This is a genomic window from Rhodosalinus sp. K401 (genome assembly GCF_041365735.1).
Taxonomy (GTDB): Bacteria; Pseudomonadota; Alphaproteobacteria; order Rhodobacterales; family Rhodobacteraceae; genus Rhodosalinus.
In genome coordinates, this window is the sequence record NZ_JBGFSI010000004.1 from 38446 (window position 1) to 54406 (window position 15961).

Genomic DNA, 15961 nt, shown 5'->3' on the forward strand with positions numbered 1-15961 from the left:
AATGGCACGCGCGGCACTGGACGCCCGCCGCCCGCTCGCCTATCACCCGGCGCAATCCACACGCACAACGCCCGAGGACCGCGCCATGGCCCGCTACGCCCCCGCCGAGATCGAGCCGAAATGGCAGGCCGCCTGGGACGAGGCCGGCGCTTTCGCCGCCACGGCCGATCCCGCGCGGCCGAAATACTACGTGCTCGAGATGTTCCCCTATCCGTCGGGGCGCATCCATATCGGGCATGTGCGCAACTACACGATGGGCGACGTGGTGGCGCGCTACAAGCGCGCGCAGGGCTTCAACGTGCTGCACCCGATGGGATGGGACGCCTTCGGCATGCCCGCAGAGAACGCGGCGATGGCGAGCGGGGGCCACCCGAAGGACTGGACCTACGGCAACATCGCCGACATGCGCGGGCAGATGAAGCCCCTGGGCCTTTCCATCGACTGGAGCCGGGAATTCGCCACCTGCGACCCCGAGTATTACGGCCAGCAGCAGGCGCTTTTCCTCGACTTCCTGGAAAAGGGCCTCGTCTACCGCAAGGCGGCGGTGGTGAACTGGGATCCCGTCGACATGACCGTGCTCGCCAACGAGCAGGTGATCGACGGCAAGGGCTGGCGCTCGGGCGCGGCGGTCGAGCGGCGCGAGCTGGTGCAGTGGTTCTTCCGTATCTCGGACTATTCCGAGGAACTGCTGGAGGCGCTGGAGACGCTCGACGACTGGCCCGCCAAGGTGAAGACCATGCAGGCCAACTGGATCGGCAAGAGCCGCGGCCTGCAGTTCTCCTTTTCGCTGGTGGACGGGATCGAGGGGCACGACCGGGTGGAGGTCTATACCACCCGGCCCGACACGCTTCTCGGCGCGAGCTTCGTCGCCGTCTCGCCCGATCATCCGCTGGCGCGATCGCTCGAACGCCACGACGACGGCATCGCCGCCTTCAACGCCGAGTGCCGGCGGATGGGCACCTCGGAGGAGGAGCTCGAGACCGCCGAGAAGAAGGGCCACGACACCGGCTTGCGGGTGCGGCACCCCTTCGACACCAGCTGGGAGCTGCCGGTCTGGATCGCCAACTTCATCCTGATGGACTACGGCACCGGCGCGATCTTCGGCTGCCCGGCGCATGACCAGCGCGACCTCGACTTCGCGCGGAAATACGACCTGCCGGTGATTTCCACCTTCGCGCCGTTGGAGGATGACGGCCAGCCGCTCGCAGAGGATGGCGGGCCCGCCTTCGTGCCGCCGAAGTCCGAGCGCGTGATCTACATCCGCGGCTTCGCCGGCGAGACCGAGCAGACCGGCGAGGAGGCCGTGGAGGCCGCGATCCGCTTCTGCGAGGAGAACGGCGTCGGCCGGGGCGTGACCAAGTATCGCCTGCGCGACTGGGGCCTCTCGCGCCAGCGCTACTGGGGCTGCCCGATCCCCGTGGTCCACTGCGACGATTGCGGCGTGGTGCCGGAGAAGAAGGAGAACCTGCCGGTCCTCCTCCCCTACGACGAGGACGGCACACCGATCGACTTCTCGGTGCCCGGCAACCCGCTCGACCGGCACCCGAGCTGGGCGCACACCGACTGCCCCGCCTGCGGCAAGCGCGCGCGGCGCGAGACCGACACGATGGACACTTTCGTGGACAGCTCCTGGTATTACGCGCGCTTCACCGCGCCCCATGCCGAGACGCCCACGGACCCCGAGGAAGCCGCCTACTGGATGAACGTGGACCAGTATATCGGCGGCATCGAGCACGCGATCCTGCACCTGCTCTATTCCCGCTTCTTCGCCCGCGCGATGCACATCTGCGGCCACCTGCCCGAGAAGTCGAAGGAACCCTTCGAGGCGCTCTTCACCCAGGGCATGGTGACCCACGCGATCTACCAGACCCGCGACGCCGAGGGGCGGCCCGTCTATCACTTCCCCGAGGAGGTCGAGACCCGCGACGGCACGACGGTCCTGAAGGAGACGGGCGCGCCCGTCGAGATCGTCGCCTCCGCCAAGATGTCGAAATCCAAGAAGAACGTGGTGGACCCGGTCTCGATCATCGCCGCCTTCGGCGCCGACACGGTGCGCTGGTTCGTCCTGTCGGACAGCCCGCCCGAGCGCGACGTTGAATGGACGGCCTCCGGCGCGGAGGCCGCGCACAAGCACCTCGCCCGCGTCCACCGGATCGTCGCCGAGATCGCCGGCCTGCCGGACGAGGCCGGCCAGCCGGAAGAGGACGAGGCGCTTCTGCGCGAGATGCACAAGACCATCCACGACGTCACGCAGGGGGTGGAAAGCTTCGGCTTCAACGCCGCGATCGCCCGGCTCTACGCCTTCACCGCGACGCTCTCGAAATCGGCCGCGGGGGGCGGCGCGAAACGGCAGGCCGCCGCGGCGCTCGCGCAGCTCATGTCGCCGATGACCCCGCATCTGTCCGAGGAGCTCTGGGCGCTTCTGGGCCGCGAGGGCCTCGTCATCGACGCGCCCTGGCCCGAGGCCGACGAAACCATGCTGGTGGAGGACACCGTCACCCTGCCGGTGCAGGTCAACGGCAAGCGCCGGGCCGAGATCACCGTGCCGCGCGACCTCGGCAAGGAAGACGTCGAAAAGGCGGCCCTCGCCACCGATGCGGTGGCAAAGGCGCTCGAGGGCGCCGCGCCGCGCAAGGTCATCGTCGTGCCGGGGCGGATCGTGAATGTCGTGGTCTGATCGCCGCAGCTTCGTTCTGGCGGCCTGCGCGGCGGCGCTGGCGGGCTGCGGCTTCACGCCGGTCTACGCCCCGGGCGGGGGCGCATCCCGGCTTCAGGGGCAGGTCGCCTTCTCCGCCCCCGGAACACGGGCGGGATTCGACCTGCGCGCGCGGCTCGAAGAGCGTCTCGGGGCCGCGACGGCGGGCCGCTACGCGCTCGATGTCGTGCCCTCCGTCAGATCCGAGGGGCTCGGCTCCACGCGCGACGGGCGCACCTCGCGTTTCCAGCTCTTGGGCCGCGCGGCCTACACGCTCTCCGACGCGGAGGGGGGCACGGTGCTGGCCGAGGGCGAGGTCGACGGCTTCACCGGCTACTCCACCACCGGAAGCATCGTGGCCACCGAGGCCGCACGACGGGACGCGGAAACGCGGCTGATGGGGCTGCTCGCCGACCGGATCGTGGACCGGCTGCTTCTGGCGGCGCCGGATCTTTCCTGAGCCCGCGATGAAGCTTTCGCCCCGCGACGCGCCCCGCTACTTCGCCCGGCCCGACCCGAACGCCGCGGGGCTTCTGATCCACGGGACGGACACCATGCGCATCGCGCTTCGCCGGCAGGAGGTGATCGCGGCGCTCGTCGGACCCGAGGGCGAGACCGAGATGCGGCTGACGCGCATCGCCGCCGCGGACCTGCGCCGCGACCCGGCGCGTCTGCTCGACGCGGTGAAGGCGCAGGGCTTCTTTCCAGGCCCGCGCGTCGCCTTCGTGGAAGAGGCGGGCGACGGCCTCGCCGACACGATCGCCACCGCCCTGGGCGAATGGCGGCCGGGCGACGCGCAGATCGTCGTCACCGCCGGCTCGCTCAACGCGCGGTCGAAGCTCCGCAAGCTGTTCGAAGGTCACGGGTCGGCCTACGCAGCCGGCGTCTACGACGAGCCCATGGGCCGCGCCGAGATCGAGGCGGAACTGGACCGCGCCGGTCTTTCGGACATCCCGCGCGACGCCGGCGAGGCGCTCGCCGCGCTCGCCAGACAGATCGAGCCGGGCGACTTTCGCCAGACGCTGGAAAAGCTCGTGCTCTACAAGATGTCCGACGACACGCCGCTCGGCCCCGCCGATGTCGCGGCCCTGGCACCCGCCTCCACCGAGGCGGACATGGACGACGCCGTGCATGCCGCGGCCGAGGGGCGCGACGGCGAGATCGGCCCGATCATGCAGCGCCTCGCGGCGNGCTCGCCAGACAGATCGAGCCGGGCGACTTTCGCCAGACGCTGGAAAAGCTCGTGCTCTACAAGATGTCCGACGACACGCCGCTCGGCCCCGCCGATGTCGCGGCCCTGGCACCCGCCTCCACCGAGGCGGACATGGACGACGCCGTGCATGCCGCGGCCGAGGGGCGCGACGGCGAGATCGGCCCGATCATGCAGCGCCTCGCGGCGCAGGGCGCGACGCCCGTTGGCCTCGTGATCGCGGCGGCGCGCCATTTCCGGGCGCTCTATGCCATCGCCTCCGCCCCGGGCGGACCGTCCGAGGGGGCGGCGCGGCTGCGGCCGCCGGTCTTCGGCCCGCGCCGCGACCGCATGGTCCGGCAGGCCCAGCGATGGGGCGCGCCGCGGCTCGACGAGGGGCTCGGCATGATCGTGGACACCGACCTCGCGCTGCGCTCGGCGGGGCAGACCGCCCCCGCCATGGCGCTGGTGGAACGTCTCCTGATTCGTCTCGCCCGGCTGGGGGCGCGCTAGGGCGTGGCGCGCGCCGCCGCCGCCGCGCGCCCGGCCCAGCGCCCCGTGGAAAGGCAGGCGGTCAGCAGGTAGCCGCCCGTCGGCGCCTCCCAGTCGAGCATCTCGCCCGCGCACCAGACCCCGGGCACATCGCGCAGCTGAAGCCCCGAATCGAGCCCCTCCCAGCGCACGCCGCCCGCGGTCGAGATCGCCTCGTCGAGGGCCGCGAGCCCGGCATGGGCCACGGGCAGCGCCTTGACGAGCAGCGCAAGCGCCCCGGGCGCGGCCGGCAGCGGCCGCGCGAACTCCATCAGTAGCGCCTGGCGCACGGGATCCAGCCGCAGCGCGCGGCGGAGATGGTTGGAGAGACTCGCCTTGCCCCGCGGGCGGGCGAGCCGCCGGGCCACCTCGGCCTCGGTGAGGTCGGGCGCGAGATCCAGGAAGAGCGGCGCGCCCGCGCGAAGTTCCGGTGTCAGCGGATAGAGCCCGCCGCCCTCGAGCCCGCGCGCGGAGATCACTGCCTCGCCGCGCACCCGCCGGCCGCCCGCAAGAAGTGCGAGCGGCTTCGCGGGCCGTCCGAAATGCCGCGCCATGTGCGCCGACCACGCCACCCGAAGCGCGGCGTTCGATGGCGCGAAGGGCGCGATCGGCACGCCCCGCGCGGCGAGCCACGGGGCCCAGGCCCCGTCCGAGCCGAGCCGCGCCCAGCTCGCCCCGCCCAGCGCCAGAACCGTGCGACCGGCCTCGATCAGGCGCGGCCCGCCGGGCGTCTCGAAGCGGAGCGCCGCGCCCTCCCAGCCCGTCCAGCGCCAGCGCACGCGGCGCGCGACACCGAGCCCGTCGAGCCGGGCGAGCCAGGCGCGCAGGAGCGGCGAGGCCTTCATCGCCTCCGGAAAGACGCGCCCGGAGGAGCCGGTGAAGAGCGGCTGGCCGAGCCCCTCGGCCCAGCGCATGACCTCCTCGGGGCCGAAGGCCTCCAGCATCGGGCGCAGCGGATCCGCCGCGGCGCCGTAGGCGGCGAGGACGCGCGGGCGGGCTTCGGCCTTGGTGAGATTGAGGCCGGACTTGCCGGCCATCAGGAACTTCCGGGCGACCGAGGGCTTCGCCTCGACGACCAGCACGGCGCGGCCTGCGCGGGCGAGTTCCTCGGCCGCCATCAGCCCCGCCGGCCCCGCACCCACCACCAGCGCCTCGATCCGCTCCATCGCGTCCTTGCCCTTTCCGCGGCGCGGACCATGCTCTGCGCCGATGACCGACACCGCGCCCGATCCCGTCTGCCCGCTCTGCGGCCGCCCGATCCCGCCGGGCGCGCGGCAAAGCCTGCACCACCTCGTGCCGAAGCTGAAGGGCGGCAAGGGCGGGCCCACGGTGCTTCTGCACCAGATCTGCCACAACGAGATCCACGCCACGCTGACCGAGGCCGAACTGGCGCGGGACTTTCACACCGTCGAGGCGCTGCGCGCGCATCCCCGTCTGGCGCGGTTCATCGGCTGGGTGTCGAAGCGCCCGCCGGACTTCCACTCGCGTTCGCCGGGCGCGCGCCGTCTGCGACGGCGGCGCTAGCGGCAGAGCTCCTTGATGGCGCGGGCATGCTCGGGCGCGGCGGCGAGCGTGTCCGCGGCGAGGGTATGCGCCGCGTCCATGAGGTCATCGGCGGGCAGGACACGATCGACGAGCCCGAAGGCCAGCGCCTCGTCCGCCCCGATCTTCGCGCCGCCCATGAGCAGCAGCTTCGCCCGCGCCGGCCCCACCAGCGCGGCGAGCCGCCCGGGATCGGAGGGCTGGGGCAGGAAGCCGAGCTTCATCACCGGGTAGAAGAATTTCGCCTCGGGCGCGGCGAGGCGCAGGTCGCAGGCCAGCGCCATGCCGAAGGCGCCGCCCGCAAGCGTGCCGTTGAGCGCGGCGATCGAAAGGCCCGGAAAGCCCGCGACGGCGGCCGAAAGCCGCTCCCACACCGGGGAGGTGGCAAGCCCCGCGCGCGCCTCCTCGAGGTCCGCCCCCGCCGAAAAGACGCCGCCTGCGCCGGTCAGGACGAGCGCCCGCGCGCCTTCCGCGCTCGCGCTCTCGGCGAATTCGGCGAGATCCTGGAGCATTTCCAGGGTCAGCGAATTGGCCTTTTCCGGCCGGTCGATCACGGCGGTCCAGAGCCCGCCCTCGCGCGTCACCCGGATCATGAAAGACCCACCTTCGCGCGGATGTCGGGATCGCGGAGGCTGATCTCCTCGCCGATCCAGGGGTCGGCCTCGGCCCTGCACATCCACACCAGCGCGCGGGCGGGCCATTCGGGGGGGATGTGCTCGGACCAGTCGAGCGCGCTCACGGGATTGATCCCGCTCGCCTTGATCTCGCGCTGCATCTCGGTCGCCACCGTGCCGGGGCTGAGGCCCATGGCGCGGATGCCGTGGGCGCGGCCCTCGGTGTCGGCGCAGCGGGTCAGCATCGCGGCGCCCGCCTTCGAGGCGCAATAATGGCTCCAGCCTTCCAGCGGGCTGTGCGCCGCGCCCGAGCTGACCGTCAGGATCGTGCCACCGCCCGCCTCGATCATCACCGGCATCGCGGCGCGCATCCCATGGAAGACGCCGTTGAGGTTGATGGCGACGGCCTGCGCCCAGGCGTCCGGGTCGGCATCGGCCAGGGGCGAGATGGGCTCGATCACCCCGGCGTTGTTCACCAGCACGTCGAGCCGCCCGAAGGCCTGCAGGCAGGCGCCCACCGCGGCCTCCACCTCGAGGTAGCGCGCGACGTTGCAGGGCACCGCGATGGCATCGGGGCCGATCTCTCCGGCCAGTTCGGCGATGTCCCGCTCGCTCCGCGCGAGAAGCGCCACCTTCGCGCCCTCGGCAGCGAAGGCGCGCGCCGCGGCCGCGCCGATGCCCCGGCTCGCCCCGGTGACCATGACCACCTTTCCGTCCAGTCCGCCCATGCCTCGCCTCCCTGCCGCGATGTCGCGCTTCCGTCGTACCGGGGTGATACGGCTGCCCCCGGCAGACGTCCACCCCGAGGCTTCGGGCTTGACCTGCCGCCCGCGCGGGAGGACGCTCGGGCCGAACGATACGCATGAAAGGCCGAACCATGAGCTGGAACACCTTGCGCGGCGGCCTCGCCGCCGTCATCGCCCTCGCCGCCGGCGGCGCGAGCGCCGACGTCACCGCCCGGCAGGTCTGGGACGACATGCGCGGCTACCTGGAGGGTATGGGATACAGCGTCACGGCGAGCGATTCGGCGGCCGGCGACACGCTGACGGTGCGCGACATCTCGCTTGCCCGCGCCCTGCCGGACGACGAAGGCTCGGTGGATGTGACGGTGCCCGAGATCCGCTTCACCGAGAACGGTGACGGCACGGTCAGCATCCGCTACCCCGAGACCCTGCCCGTCGCGATCTCGGCCCGGCCCGAGGACGAGCCGCCCGCCGACTTCCGCCTCGACCTGACCCAGTCGGGCCTCGAGATCGTCGTCTCGGGCGATCCGGAGGACAGCCTGCGCTACGACTACGGCGCCGCGCAGCTGGGCATCGCGCTCGCCGATCTTGTGGTGGACGGACAGCCCGTTCCGCCCGGGGACGCCCGCGCGGCGCTGACGGTCACCGGGCTTGACGGAACGGCCACGGTGGGCAGCGGGCCGCTGCGTGCCATCGAGCAGAGCGCCTCGATGGAGCGGCTCGACTACGACGTCGATTTCGTCGACCCCGAGGGCGACGACGGGCGCGTGACGCTCAAGGGCAGCATGAACGCGCTGGAGTCGCGGACCTCCGCGCGCATCCCCGAACGCGCGGACCTCGACGACATGGCCGCGGCGCTCGACGAGGGGTATGCCCTGGAAAGCAGCCTCTCCTACTCGGGCGGACAGGCCGACTTCTCCGCCGAGGAGGACGGGCAGACCCTCACCGGCTCCACCCGGGCGACGCAAGGCGGCGTCGCGTTGGCCATCGACGCCGAACGGCTGTCCTACGATCTGACGGGCGAGGGCACCGATGTGACGCTCGAGGGCGACGAACTGCCCTTCCCGGTGTCCTTCCAGATGGCCCGGACCGTCATGTCCTTCGTCGTGCCGCTCACCCCGTCCGACGAGCCGCGCGCCTTCTCGCTCGGTCTCACGCTCGGCGATTTCACGATGTCCGACAATCTCTGGAACATCTTCGACCCGGGCGCGATGCTGCCCCGCGATCCGGCCACGCTCTCGCTCGACGTGGACGGGCTCGCCCGCGTCCTGGTGAACGTCTTCGACCCCGACGTCATGGAAAGCGCGGACGAGCCCGCGCAGCTGGAGGCGATGACGCTGAACAGCCTGGAACTGCGCGCGGCAGGCGCCGAACTGACGGGCGAGGGCGCCTTCACCTTCGACAACAGCGACACGGCCACCTTCAACGGCATGCCGCACCCCACCGGGTCGATCGACCTGCGCCTCGCGGGCGCCAACGCGCTGCTCGACACGCTGGTGAGCATGGGCCTGCTGCCGGAGGAACAGGCGATGGGCGCGCGGATGATGATGAGCATGTTCGCGGTGCCGGCGGGCGACGACGTCCTGCGCTCGAACATCGCCATCAACGGCGAGGGGCAGATCCTCGCCAACGGCCAGCGTATCCAGTAGCGCCGGCGCACGGGGCCGTGCCGCGCCGGCCGGGGGTCCGGTCGGCGCGGACGGTTTCGCGACCCCGGCGGGCACGCCCCGCTTGCGAAGCGGCGGGGCGAGGTCTACCTCACGGGCTCACAGCCGAGGAGACCGCCCATGCCCACCCCGAGCCCCGACACGCTCTCCGCCCAGCTTCTCGACGCCGCGCGCAGGGCGGGCGCCGAAAGCGCGGACGCGATGGTGCTGGCCGACCGCTCGGTGACCGTCGAGGTGCGCGGCGGCGCGCTGGAACAGGCGGAGCGGGCGGAAGGGATCGACCTCGGCCTAAGGGTCATGCTGGGCCGCCGCCAAGCCTGCGTGTCCGCCTCCGATCCCCGCGCGGAAACCATCGCCGAGATGGCGGAACGCGCCGTGGCGATGGCGCGCGAGGCGCCGGAGGATCCCCATGCCGGCCTCGCCGATGCGGCGCAGCTTGCCGAGGATCGCTCGGCGGCGGCGCTCGACCTGGCCGATCCCGCCCCCGAACCCGCGCCCGACGCGCTGCAGCAGGACGCGGCCCGCGCCGAGGCCGCCGCCCTGGCGGTCGAGGGCGTCAGCCAGGTGCAGGCCGCCTCGGCCTCCTGGGGCGCGCGCGAGATGCATCTCGCGGCCAGCAACGGATTTTCCGGCGGCTACCGGCGCACCAGCCGGTCGCTGTCCTGCGTGGCGATCGCCGGCGAGGGGCTCGGCATGGAACGCGACTACGACGGCGACGGCCGGGTCTACCAGTCGGACCTGCGCGACGCAGACGAGATCGGCCGCACCGCCGGCGAACGCGCGGTGGAGCGGCTGGGCGCGCGCCGCCCGCGCACCGGCGCCTACCCGGTGGTCTTCGACGAGCGGATCGCCGCCTCGCTGGTCGGGCACCTTCTGTCGGCGATCAACGGCACCGCGGTGGCGCGCGGCGCGTCGTGGCTGCGCGACGCGCTGGGCGAGCAGGTCCTGCCCGAGGCCCTGTCGCTGATCGAGGATCCGCATCGCCCCCGCGTGCCGGGTTCGCGGCCCTTCGACGCCGAGGGGCTGTCGACCCGCCGCCGCGCCATCGTCGAGAACGGAAGGCTGACGGGCTGGACGCTCGACCTGGCCACCGCGCGAAAGCTCGGCATGGCCTCGACCGGCAACGCCGCGCGCGGCGTGTCCTCGCCGCCCTCGCCGACCAACTGGAACGTGGCCCTCACCCAGGGCACACGAAGCCGCGCGGAGCTTCTTGCCGAGATGGGGACGGGGCTCCTGGTGACCTCGATGATCGGCTCCACGATCAACCCGAACACCGGCGACTACTCGCGCGGGGCGTCCGGTTTCTGGGTGGAGAACGGCGAGATCGCCTGGCCGGTCAATGAATGCACGGTGGCGGGCAACCTGCGCGAGATGCTTCTGACCCTCGTGCCCGCCAACGACGCGCGGCCGTGGCTGTCGCGCGTCGTGCCCTCGCTTCTGGTCGAGGGGCTGACGCTTGCAGGAGAGTGACCTCGCCCTGCTCGTCCGCGCCGCCCGAACGGCTGGCGCGGTCGCGCTGCGCTTCCACGGCCCGACCGCGAAACGCTGGGACAAGCCGGAAAACGCGGGCCCGGTGACCGAGGCCGACATCGCCGTGAACGCCGCGCTCGCCGAGATCCTTCGTCCGGCGCGGCCCGACTATGGCTGGCTGAGCGAGGAGGACGAGGACGCCCCGGATCGGCTGGCCGCCGAGCGATGCTTCGTCCTCGACCCCATCGACGGAACCACCGGCTTCATCGAGGGATCCTCGAGCTGGTCGCTCTCGCTCGCGGTGGCGGCGGGGGGCGCGATCAGCGCAGCCGTGGTCTATCTTCCTGCCCATGACCTGCTCTACAGCGCCGAGGCGGGCGGCGGCGCCTGGCTGAACGGCGCACGGCTCTCGGCCTCCGCCCGGCAGGAGATCGACGGCGCGAACGTGCTGGCGACCCGGTACGCGCTCGATGACCGGAACTGGCCGGGGGGGCGCCCGGACTTCGAGCGCCATCACCGGCCCTCGCTCGCCTACCGCCTCGCGCTGGTGGCGGAGGGGCGGTTTGACGCCATGCTGACGCTGCGCGAAAGCTGGGACTGGGACATCGCCGCCGGGCTGCTGCTTTGCGTCGAGGCCGGGGCGGTCGTGACCGACCGGCACGGCGGCACCCCGCGCTTCAACACCGATCCGCCGCGCACCGCCGGCGTGGTGGCCGCCCCGCCGCAGCTTCACGCGCCGCTGATCGAGGCGCTTCGGGGCGGCGGGGGCTGACCGGCCCGCGCGGCGCGCTGAAGGGCCGAAAGCGCCTCCATCGCCTCGTCCGCATGGATCTCCGGCACGAAAAGATGATCGTGGTGGAAGGCCGCGACCACGTTGCAGGCGATGCCGCGCGCGGCGAGCGCCTCTGACACGGCAGCAGTGAGGCCCACGCCGTCGAGCGCGGAGTGCACGGTAAGCGTGATCCGCCGCATCGCGGGACCGTCGGGAAAGCCCATGTCCCGCGCCTCGGCCACCGCAAGCACGAGCGAAAGCCCCTCATCCTCCCGAAAGGTCGCGAGCGCCCGCGCCGCGGCCTCGGCGGCGCGGGCGGGATCCGCGCAGGTGCAGAAGCGATAGGTCGCGGGATCGAGCGCGGGCTCCATCGCCGCGATCATCGCGCGCGTGTCGCGCACGGGTTGACCCGGGGCGCTCATGCCCGACCCGCCTTGACCGGGCGCCCCCATCGCGTAGGGTCGCGCCGGTCCGGCCCACAGCGAAAGGGAACAGCCATGGCGCAGCGACTGCATCTGGTCTTCGGCGGCGAGCTGGTCGATCCCACCAGCACGAAGTTCAAGAACGTCGACGACATCCACATGGTCGGCATCTTTCCCGATTACCAGAGCGCCTACAACGCCTGGAAGGCCGAGGCGCAGCGCACGGTGGACAACGCCCACACCCGCTACTTCATCGCCCACCTGCACCGCCTGCGCGACGAGGCCGCGGAGGCCTCGCCCACCGAGGAACTCGACAGCTGAGACCCGCCCCCGGCCTCGCCGCCTACCTGGCCCTGACCCGCAAGCCGCTGCGCGGGGCGGCGGCGGAGACCGAAGCGCGCCCCGGGGAGGAAATTGTCTGGCTGCACCTGGGACGCCATGCGCGGCCGCGCGGGCTGGTCCAGCTCGGGCAGCGGATCGCGGCGCAGCGGCCAGGTCTCGCGCTGCTCTTCACCAGTGCGGACGACGCCCGGCCGGACACGCTGCCCGGCGAGGCCATCTGGCGACGCGTGCCGGACGAGAACAGCGCCGCGGCCGAGGCCTTCCTCGCCCACTGGCGTCCCGATTGCGGCATCTGGGGCGGGGGCGCCGTCAGGCCCGCGCTTCTGGCCTGCGCGGCACGGGCGGGCGTGCCCCTTCTGATGGTGGACGCCGAAGAGACGGGCCTTTCCCGGCGGCCGGTCCGGTTCCTGCCGCGCGTGGTGCCGGCGACCCTCGCCTTTTTCACCGCCTGCTTCGCGCGCACCGGTGCCGCCGGGCGGCGGCTGGAGCGTCTCGGCGTTCCCGAAAGCGAGATCACGGTGACGGGCCCGCTGCAGGAGGCCGGCGCGGCGCTGCCCTGCGACCTTCGCATGCTCGAGCGCCTCGGCGAGGCGCTGGCGGGGCGGCCGGTCTGGCTCGCCGCCCATGTCCAGCCCACCGAAATGCGAACCGTGCTGCGCGCCCATCGTGCGGCGGCACGCCTGTCGCACAGGCTTCTGCTCGTGCTGGCGCCGGCGGAGCGGACCGTCACCCCCGAGGTCACCGCGGCGATGGCCACGGCGGCGGGGCTTTCCGTGGCACGGATGCGGGACGGGCCGCCCCAGGACCGGACTCAGGTGCTCGTCTCGGAGGGCCCGGGCGATCTCGGCTTGCTCTACCGCCTCGCCCCGGTCACCTTCATGGGAAGCTCCATCGAAACGGAGCGCGGCGGCGAGGATCCCTTCGCGCCGGCCGCGCTTGGCTCTGCGGTGATTCACGGGCCGAACGTGCGCCGCCACATCGACGCCTACGCGCGGCTCGACGCGGCGGCGGCGGCGCTTCGGATCGCGGATGCCGACGGCCTCGCCGCGGCGCTGGCGCAGCTTCTGGCGCCGGACCGCGCCGCGGCGATGGCCGAGGCCGCCTGGAGCGTCGCCTCCGAAGGGGCAGAGGCCACGGACCGTATCGTGGACCTCGTGCTCGACACGCTCGACCTGGGAAGGCTCACCTGATGCGCGCCCCTGCCTTCTGGTTCACTCCGCCCGACCGCCCGGACTGGCGCGCGCGCCTGCTCGCGCCTCTCGGGGCGCTGACGGCGCGGGCCACGGCGCGGCGCGTGGCCAGGGGGCCCGGCGCGCGGCCCGGCGCGCCGGTGATCTGCGTGGGCAACCTCAATGCCGGCGGCACGGGCAAGACGCCCACCGTCATGGCGCTCGTGCAGCGCCTCGCGGCGCAGGGCGTTGCGGCGCATGTCGTCTCGCGCGGTCACGGCGGGCGGCTTGAAGGCCCCGTGCGGGTGGACCCGCGCCGCCACGACGCCGCGGATGTGGGCGACGAGCCGCTGCTGCTGTCGGCCTTCGGCCCGGTCTGGGTGGCGCGGGACCGCGCCGCCGGCGCGCGCGCCGCCGCGGCGGCGGGGGCCGAGGCGATCGTTCTCGACGACGGGTTCCAGAACCCGGCGCTGGCCAAGGACCTCTCGATCGTGGTGGTGGACGCGGCGCTCGGCTTCGGCAACGGGCGCTGCCTTCCCGCCGGACCGCTGCGCGAGCCGGTGGAGGCGGGGCTGGCGCGCGCCGACATGCTGCTGTCCATCGGGGCGCCGCCCGCCCAGCGCGCCTTCGACGCGACATGGGGCGGGGCGATCCGCGTGCCGCATCTTCGCGGCCATCTCGCCACGCTCCAGACCGGCATGGACTGGACCGGCGCGCGGCTTCTCGCCTTCGCGGGGATCGGCCATCCGGAGAAGTTCTTCGCGACGCTTAAGGGTCTCGGCGCGGAGCTCACCCGCGCCGAGGCGCTCCAGGATCACCAGCCGCTGACGCCCGCGCTGCTGGCCCGGCTGGAGCGGGAGGCGGCGGCCCTCGGCGCGCAGCTCGTCACCACAGAGAAGGACGCGGTGCGCCTTCCGGCCGCCTTCCGGCCGAAGGTCCTGACCCTGCCGGTGCGCCTCGAACTGGTGGACTGGTCGCCGCTCGACGCCGCGCTCGCGGGCGTTGTGGAGACCGCGGAAGGCTAGGCCGTGCCGTCGTCCTCGCCGAGCTTCGGGGACGGGCGGCGCAGCGTGAGATCCGAATCCGAGAAAGCGAAGGGCGAGCGCACGCCCGGCACCCCGTCGAGGGTCACCTGCATGCCCCGGTGCCGCACCTGCGGGTCGGCGAAGACCTCGGCCATGTCGTTGATCGGTCCCGCCGGCACGCCCTCGGCCTCGCAGGCGGACAGAAGCGCGGCCTTGGACCAGCCCCGCGTCTGCGCCTCGAGCCGCGCGGAAAGCAGATCGCGGCGTTGCACCCGGTCGGCGTTGGTCGCGAACTCCGCCGCCTCGCCGAGGTGGTCAGCGCCCAGAAGCCCGCAGAGCCGGCGATACTGCGCGTCGTTGCCGGTGGCGATGATGATGTGGCCGTCCGCGCAGGCGAAAACCTGGTAGGGCGCGAGATTCGGGTGGAAATTGCCCGTGCGCGCGGGCGGCGTTCCGGTGGCCAGATAGTTCATCGCCTGGTTCGCCGTGACCGCCACGGCGACGTCGAGGAGCGCCATGTCGACGTGCTGGCCCCGCCCCGTGCGCGCGCGCTGATGCAGGGCGGCGAGGATCGCGGTCGCGGCATAGACGCCCGTGAAGATGTCGGTGACCGCAACGCCCGCGCGCTGCGGCGGGCCGTCCGGATCGCCGGTGATCGACATGAACCCCGACATGCCCTGGATGATGTAGTCGTAGCCCGCCCGGTGGGCGTAGGGGCCGTCCTGCCCGAACCCGGTGACCGAACAATAGACCAGCCCGGGATGATCGGGCGCGAGGCTCGCGTAATCCAGCCCGTACTTGGCGAGCCCGCCCACCTTGAAGTTCTCGATCACCACGTCCGCCCCGGCCACCAGCTCCAGAACCCTGGCACGGCCCGCCTCGGTGCGGAAATCGGCGGTCACGCTCGCCTTGCCGCGATTGCAGGAATGGTAATAGGCGGCTTCGCGCGCGCCGTCACGCTCCACGAAGGGCGGCCCCCAGCGGCGCGTATCGTCCCCCTCGGGGCTTTCGACCTTCACCACCTCCGCGCCGAGGTCGGCGAGGACCTGGCCGGCCCAGGGACCGGCCAGGATGCGCGCCAGCTCGACGACACGGACCCCTTCGAGCGGGGCGGTCATTGCCCGGCGAGCTTTTCGTCCAGGATGCGGGCGAAATCGGAATAGCCCATGTTGGAGTATTTCTCGCCGTCTATGACGAAGCTCGGCGTGGCGTCGATGTCATGCTCGGTGGCGTTTTCCTGGTACCATGCGACGAGGGTCCGAAGCTTGTCCGCGTCGGTCAGGCAGGCCTCGATCCGGTCGTTGTCCATCCCCGCCATGCGCCCGATCTTGCGCAGTTCGTTGGCGATGGCGAGGTCGGAGCCCGCGCGCGACCATTCGCTCTGACCGTCGTAGATCAGGTCGACGATGCCGAAGTAGCGATCCGGCCCGGCGCAGCGCGCGATCAGCGAGGCCCACATGCCGTACTTGTCGAAATAGACCTCCCGGTGGATGAAACGGACCTTGCCGGTATCCACGTAGTTCTCCTTGATCTGCTCGAACGGCCCGGTGTGGAAGCTCGCGCAGTGCGGGCAGGTGAAGGAGGCGTATTCGATCACCGTCACCGGCGCGTCGGGATCGCCGAGCGCCATCTCGGTGACCGAGGAGGTGTCCACCTCCGCGCCCTGCGCCTCGGCCGCCATCGGCAGCCCTTCCGGAGCGCTTGGCGCGCGGGTGAGCCAGACGGCGCCCCCCACAACGAGAACGAGCGCGAGCGCGGCGGGAACGATGTATCGTGTCAT

At 72.5% G+C, this 15961-nt stretch carries 15 protein-coding genes and 1 pseudogene; 10 read left to right on the forward strand and 6 right to left on the reverse strand.

Annotation, left to right across the window (positions count from 1 at the left end):
• Positions 1 to 85 precede the first annotated feature (85 nt).
• From leuS to AB6A66_RS06080, 3 genes and pseudogenes are all read left to right on the forward strand, one after another.
• The gene (gene leuS, locus AB6A66_RS06070; protein ID WP_371055186.1) at positions 86 to 2677 is read left to right on the forward strand and encodes a leucine--tRNA ligase; all 2592 of its coding nucleotides are present in this window, start codon (positions 86 to 88) and stop codon (positions 2675 to 2677) included.
• Positions 2664 to 3155: an LPS assembly lipoprotein LptE gene (gene lptE, locus AB6A66_RS06075; protein ID WP_371055187.1), complete on the forward strand. Its 492-nt coding sequence runs from the start codon at positions 2664 to 2666 to the stop codon at positions 3153 to 3155. Before leuS ends, lptE begins: the two co-directional genes overlap by 14 nt.
• Positions 3156 to 3162: 7 nt before the next feature.
• Positions 3163 to 4397, forward strand: a pseudogene (locus AB6A66_RS06080) (DNA polymerase III subunit delta).
• Here the strand turns inward: AB6A66_RS06080 and AB6A66_RS06085 are convergent.
• On the reverse strand, positions 4394 to 5581 hold the full coding sequence (locus AB6A66_RS06085) for a TIGR03862 family flavoprotein (RefSeq protein WP_371055393.1): 1188 nt from the start codon (positions 5579 to 5581) through the stop codon (positions 4394 to 4396). The pseudogene AB6A66_RS06080 and the gene AB6A66_RS06085 overlap by 4 nt on opposite strands.
• Before the next feature lie 43 nt (positions 5582 to 5624).
• On the opposite strand from AB6A66_RS06085, the gene AB6A66_RS06090 reads away from it, so the two are divergent.
• On the forward strand, positions 5625 to 5939 hold the full coding sequence (locus AB6A66_RS06090; RefSeq protein ID WP_371055188.1) for an HNH endonuclease: 315 nt from the start codon (positions 5625 to 5627) through the stop codon (positions 5937 to 5939).
• Here AB6A66_RS06090 and AB6A66_RS06095 read toward each other — a convergent pair.
• On the reverse strand, positions 5936 to 6550 hold the full coding sequence (locus tag AB6A66_RS06095) for an enoyl-CoA hydratase/isomerase family protein (protein WP_371055189.1): 615 nt from the start codon (positions 6548 to 6550) through the stop codon (positions 5936 to 5938). The genes AB6A66_RS06090 and AB6A66_RS06095 overlap by 4 nt on opposite strands.
• Positions 6547 to 7299 (reverse strand): SDR family oxidoreductase, encoded by a 753-nt coding sequence (locus tag AB6A66_RS06100; RefSeq protein WP_371055190.1) that lies wholly within the window; start codon positions 7297 to 7299, stop codon positions 6547 to 6549. The genes AB6A66_RS06095 and AB6A66_RS06100 overlap by 4 nt, the downstream gene beginning before the upstream one ends.
• Before the next feature lie 149 nt (positions 7300 to 7448).
• Between AB6A66_RS06100 and AB6A66_RS06105 the strand changes: the two genes are divergently transcribed.
• From AB6A66_RS06105 to AB6A66_RS06115, 3 genes are all read left to right on the forward strand, one after another.
• Positions 7449 to 8963 (forward strand): DUF2125 domain-containing protein, encoded by a 1515-nt coding sequence (locus tag AB6A66_RS06105; protein WP_371055191.1) that lies wholly within the window; start codon positions 7449 to 7451, stop codon positions 8961 to 8963.
• A 138-nt stretch (positions 8964 to 9101) separates the two neighbouring features.
• A complete protein-coding gene (locus AB6A66_RS06110) occupies positions 9102 to 10451 on the forward strand; it encodes a TldD/PmbA family protein (protein WP_371055192.1) in 1350 nt (449 codons plus the stop codon).
• The gene (locus AB6A66_RS06115; protein ID WP_371055193.1) at positions 10438 to 11223 is read left to right on the forward strand and encodes an inositol monophosphatase; all 786 of its coding nucleotides are present in this window, start codon (positions 10438 to 10440) and stop codon (positions 11221 to 11223) included. Before AB6A66_RS06110 ends, AB6A66_RS06115 begins: the two co-directional genes overlap by 14 nt.
• Here the strand turns inward: AB6A66_RS06115 and AB6A66_RS06120 are convergent.
• Entirely contained in the window at positions 11181 to 11645 is a 465-nt protein-coding gene (locus AB6A66_RS06120; protein ID WP_371055194.1) for an ACT domain-containing protein, read from the reverse strand. The genes AB6A66_RS06115 and AB6A66_RS06120 overlap by 43 nt on opposite strands.
• Positions 11646 to 11720: 75 nt before the next feature.
• On the opposite strand from AB6A66_RS06120, the gene AB6A66_RS06125 reads away from it, so the two are divergent.
• From AB6A66_RS06125 to lpxK, 3 genes are all read left to right on the forward strand, one after another.
• Positions 11721 to 11966 (forward strand): DUF4170 domain-containing protein, encoded by a 246-nt coding sequence (locus AB6A66_RS06125; RefSeq protein ID WP_371038226.1) that lies wholly within the window; start codon positions 11721 to 11723, stop codon positions 11964 to 11966.
• A 92-nt stretch (positions 11967 to 12058) separates the two neighbouring features.
• A complete protein-coding gene (locus tag AB6A66_RS06130) occupies positions 12059 to 13177 on the forward strand; it encodes a 3-deoxy-D-manno-octulosonic acid transferase (protein ID WP_371055394.1) in 1119 nt (372 codons plus the stop codon).
• Entirely contained in the window at positions 13177 to 14181 is a 1005-nt protein-coding gene (gene lpxK, locus AB6A66_RS06135; protein ID WP_371055195.1) for a tetraacyldisaccharide 4'-kinase, read from the forward strand. Before AB6A66_RS06130 ends, lpxK begins: the two co-directional genes overlap by 1 nt.
• On the opposite strand, the gene AB6A66_RS06140 is transcribed toward lpxK, so the two are convergent.
• Positions 14178 to 15299 (reverse strand): CaiB/BaiF CoA transferase family protein, encoded by a 1122-nt coding sequence (locus tag AB6A66_RS06140; protein ID WP_371055196.1) that lies wholly within the window; start codon positions 15297 to 15299, stop codon positions 14178 to 14180. The two genes, lpxK and AB6A66_RS06140, sit on opposite strands and share 4 nt — an antisense overlap.
• Positions 15296 to 15961: a DsbA family protein gene (locus AB6A66_RS06145; RefSeq protein WP_371055197.1), complete on the reverse strand. Its 666-nt coding sequence runs from the start codon at positions 15959 to 15961 to the stop codon at positions 15296 to 15298. Before AB6A66_RS06145 ends, AB6A66_RS06140 begins: the two co-directional genes overlap by 4 nt.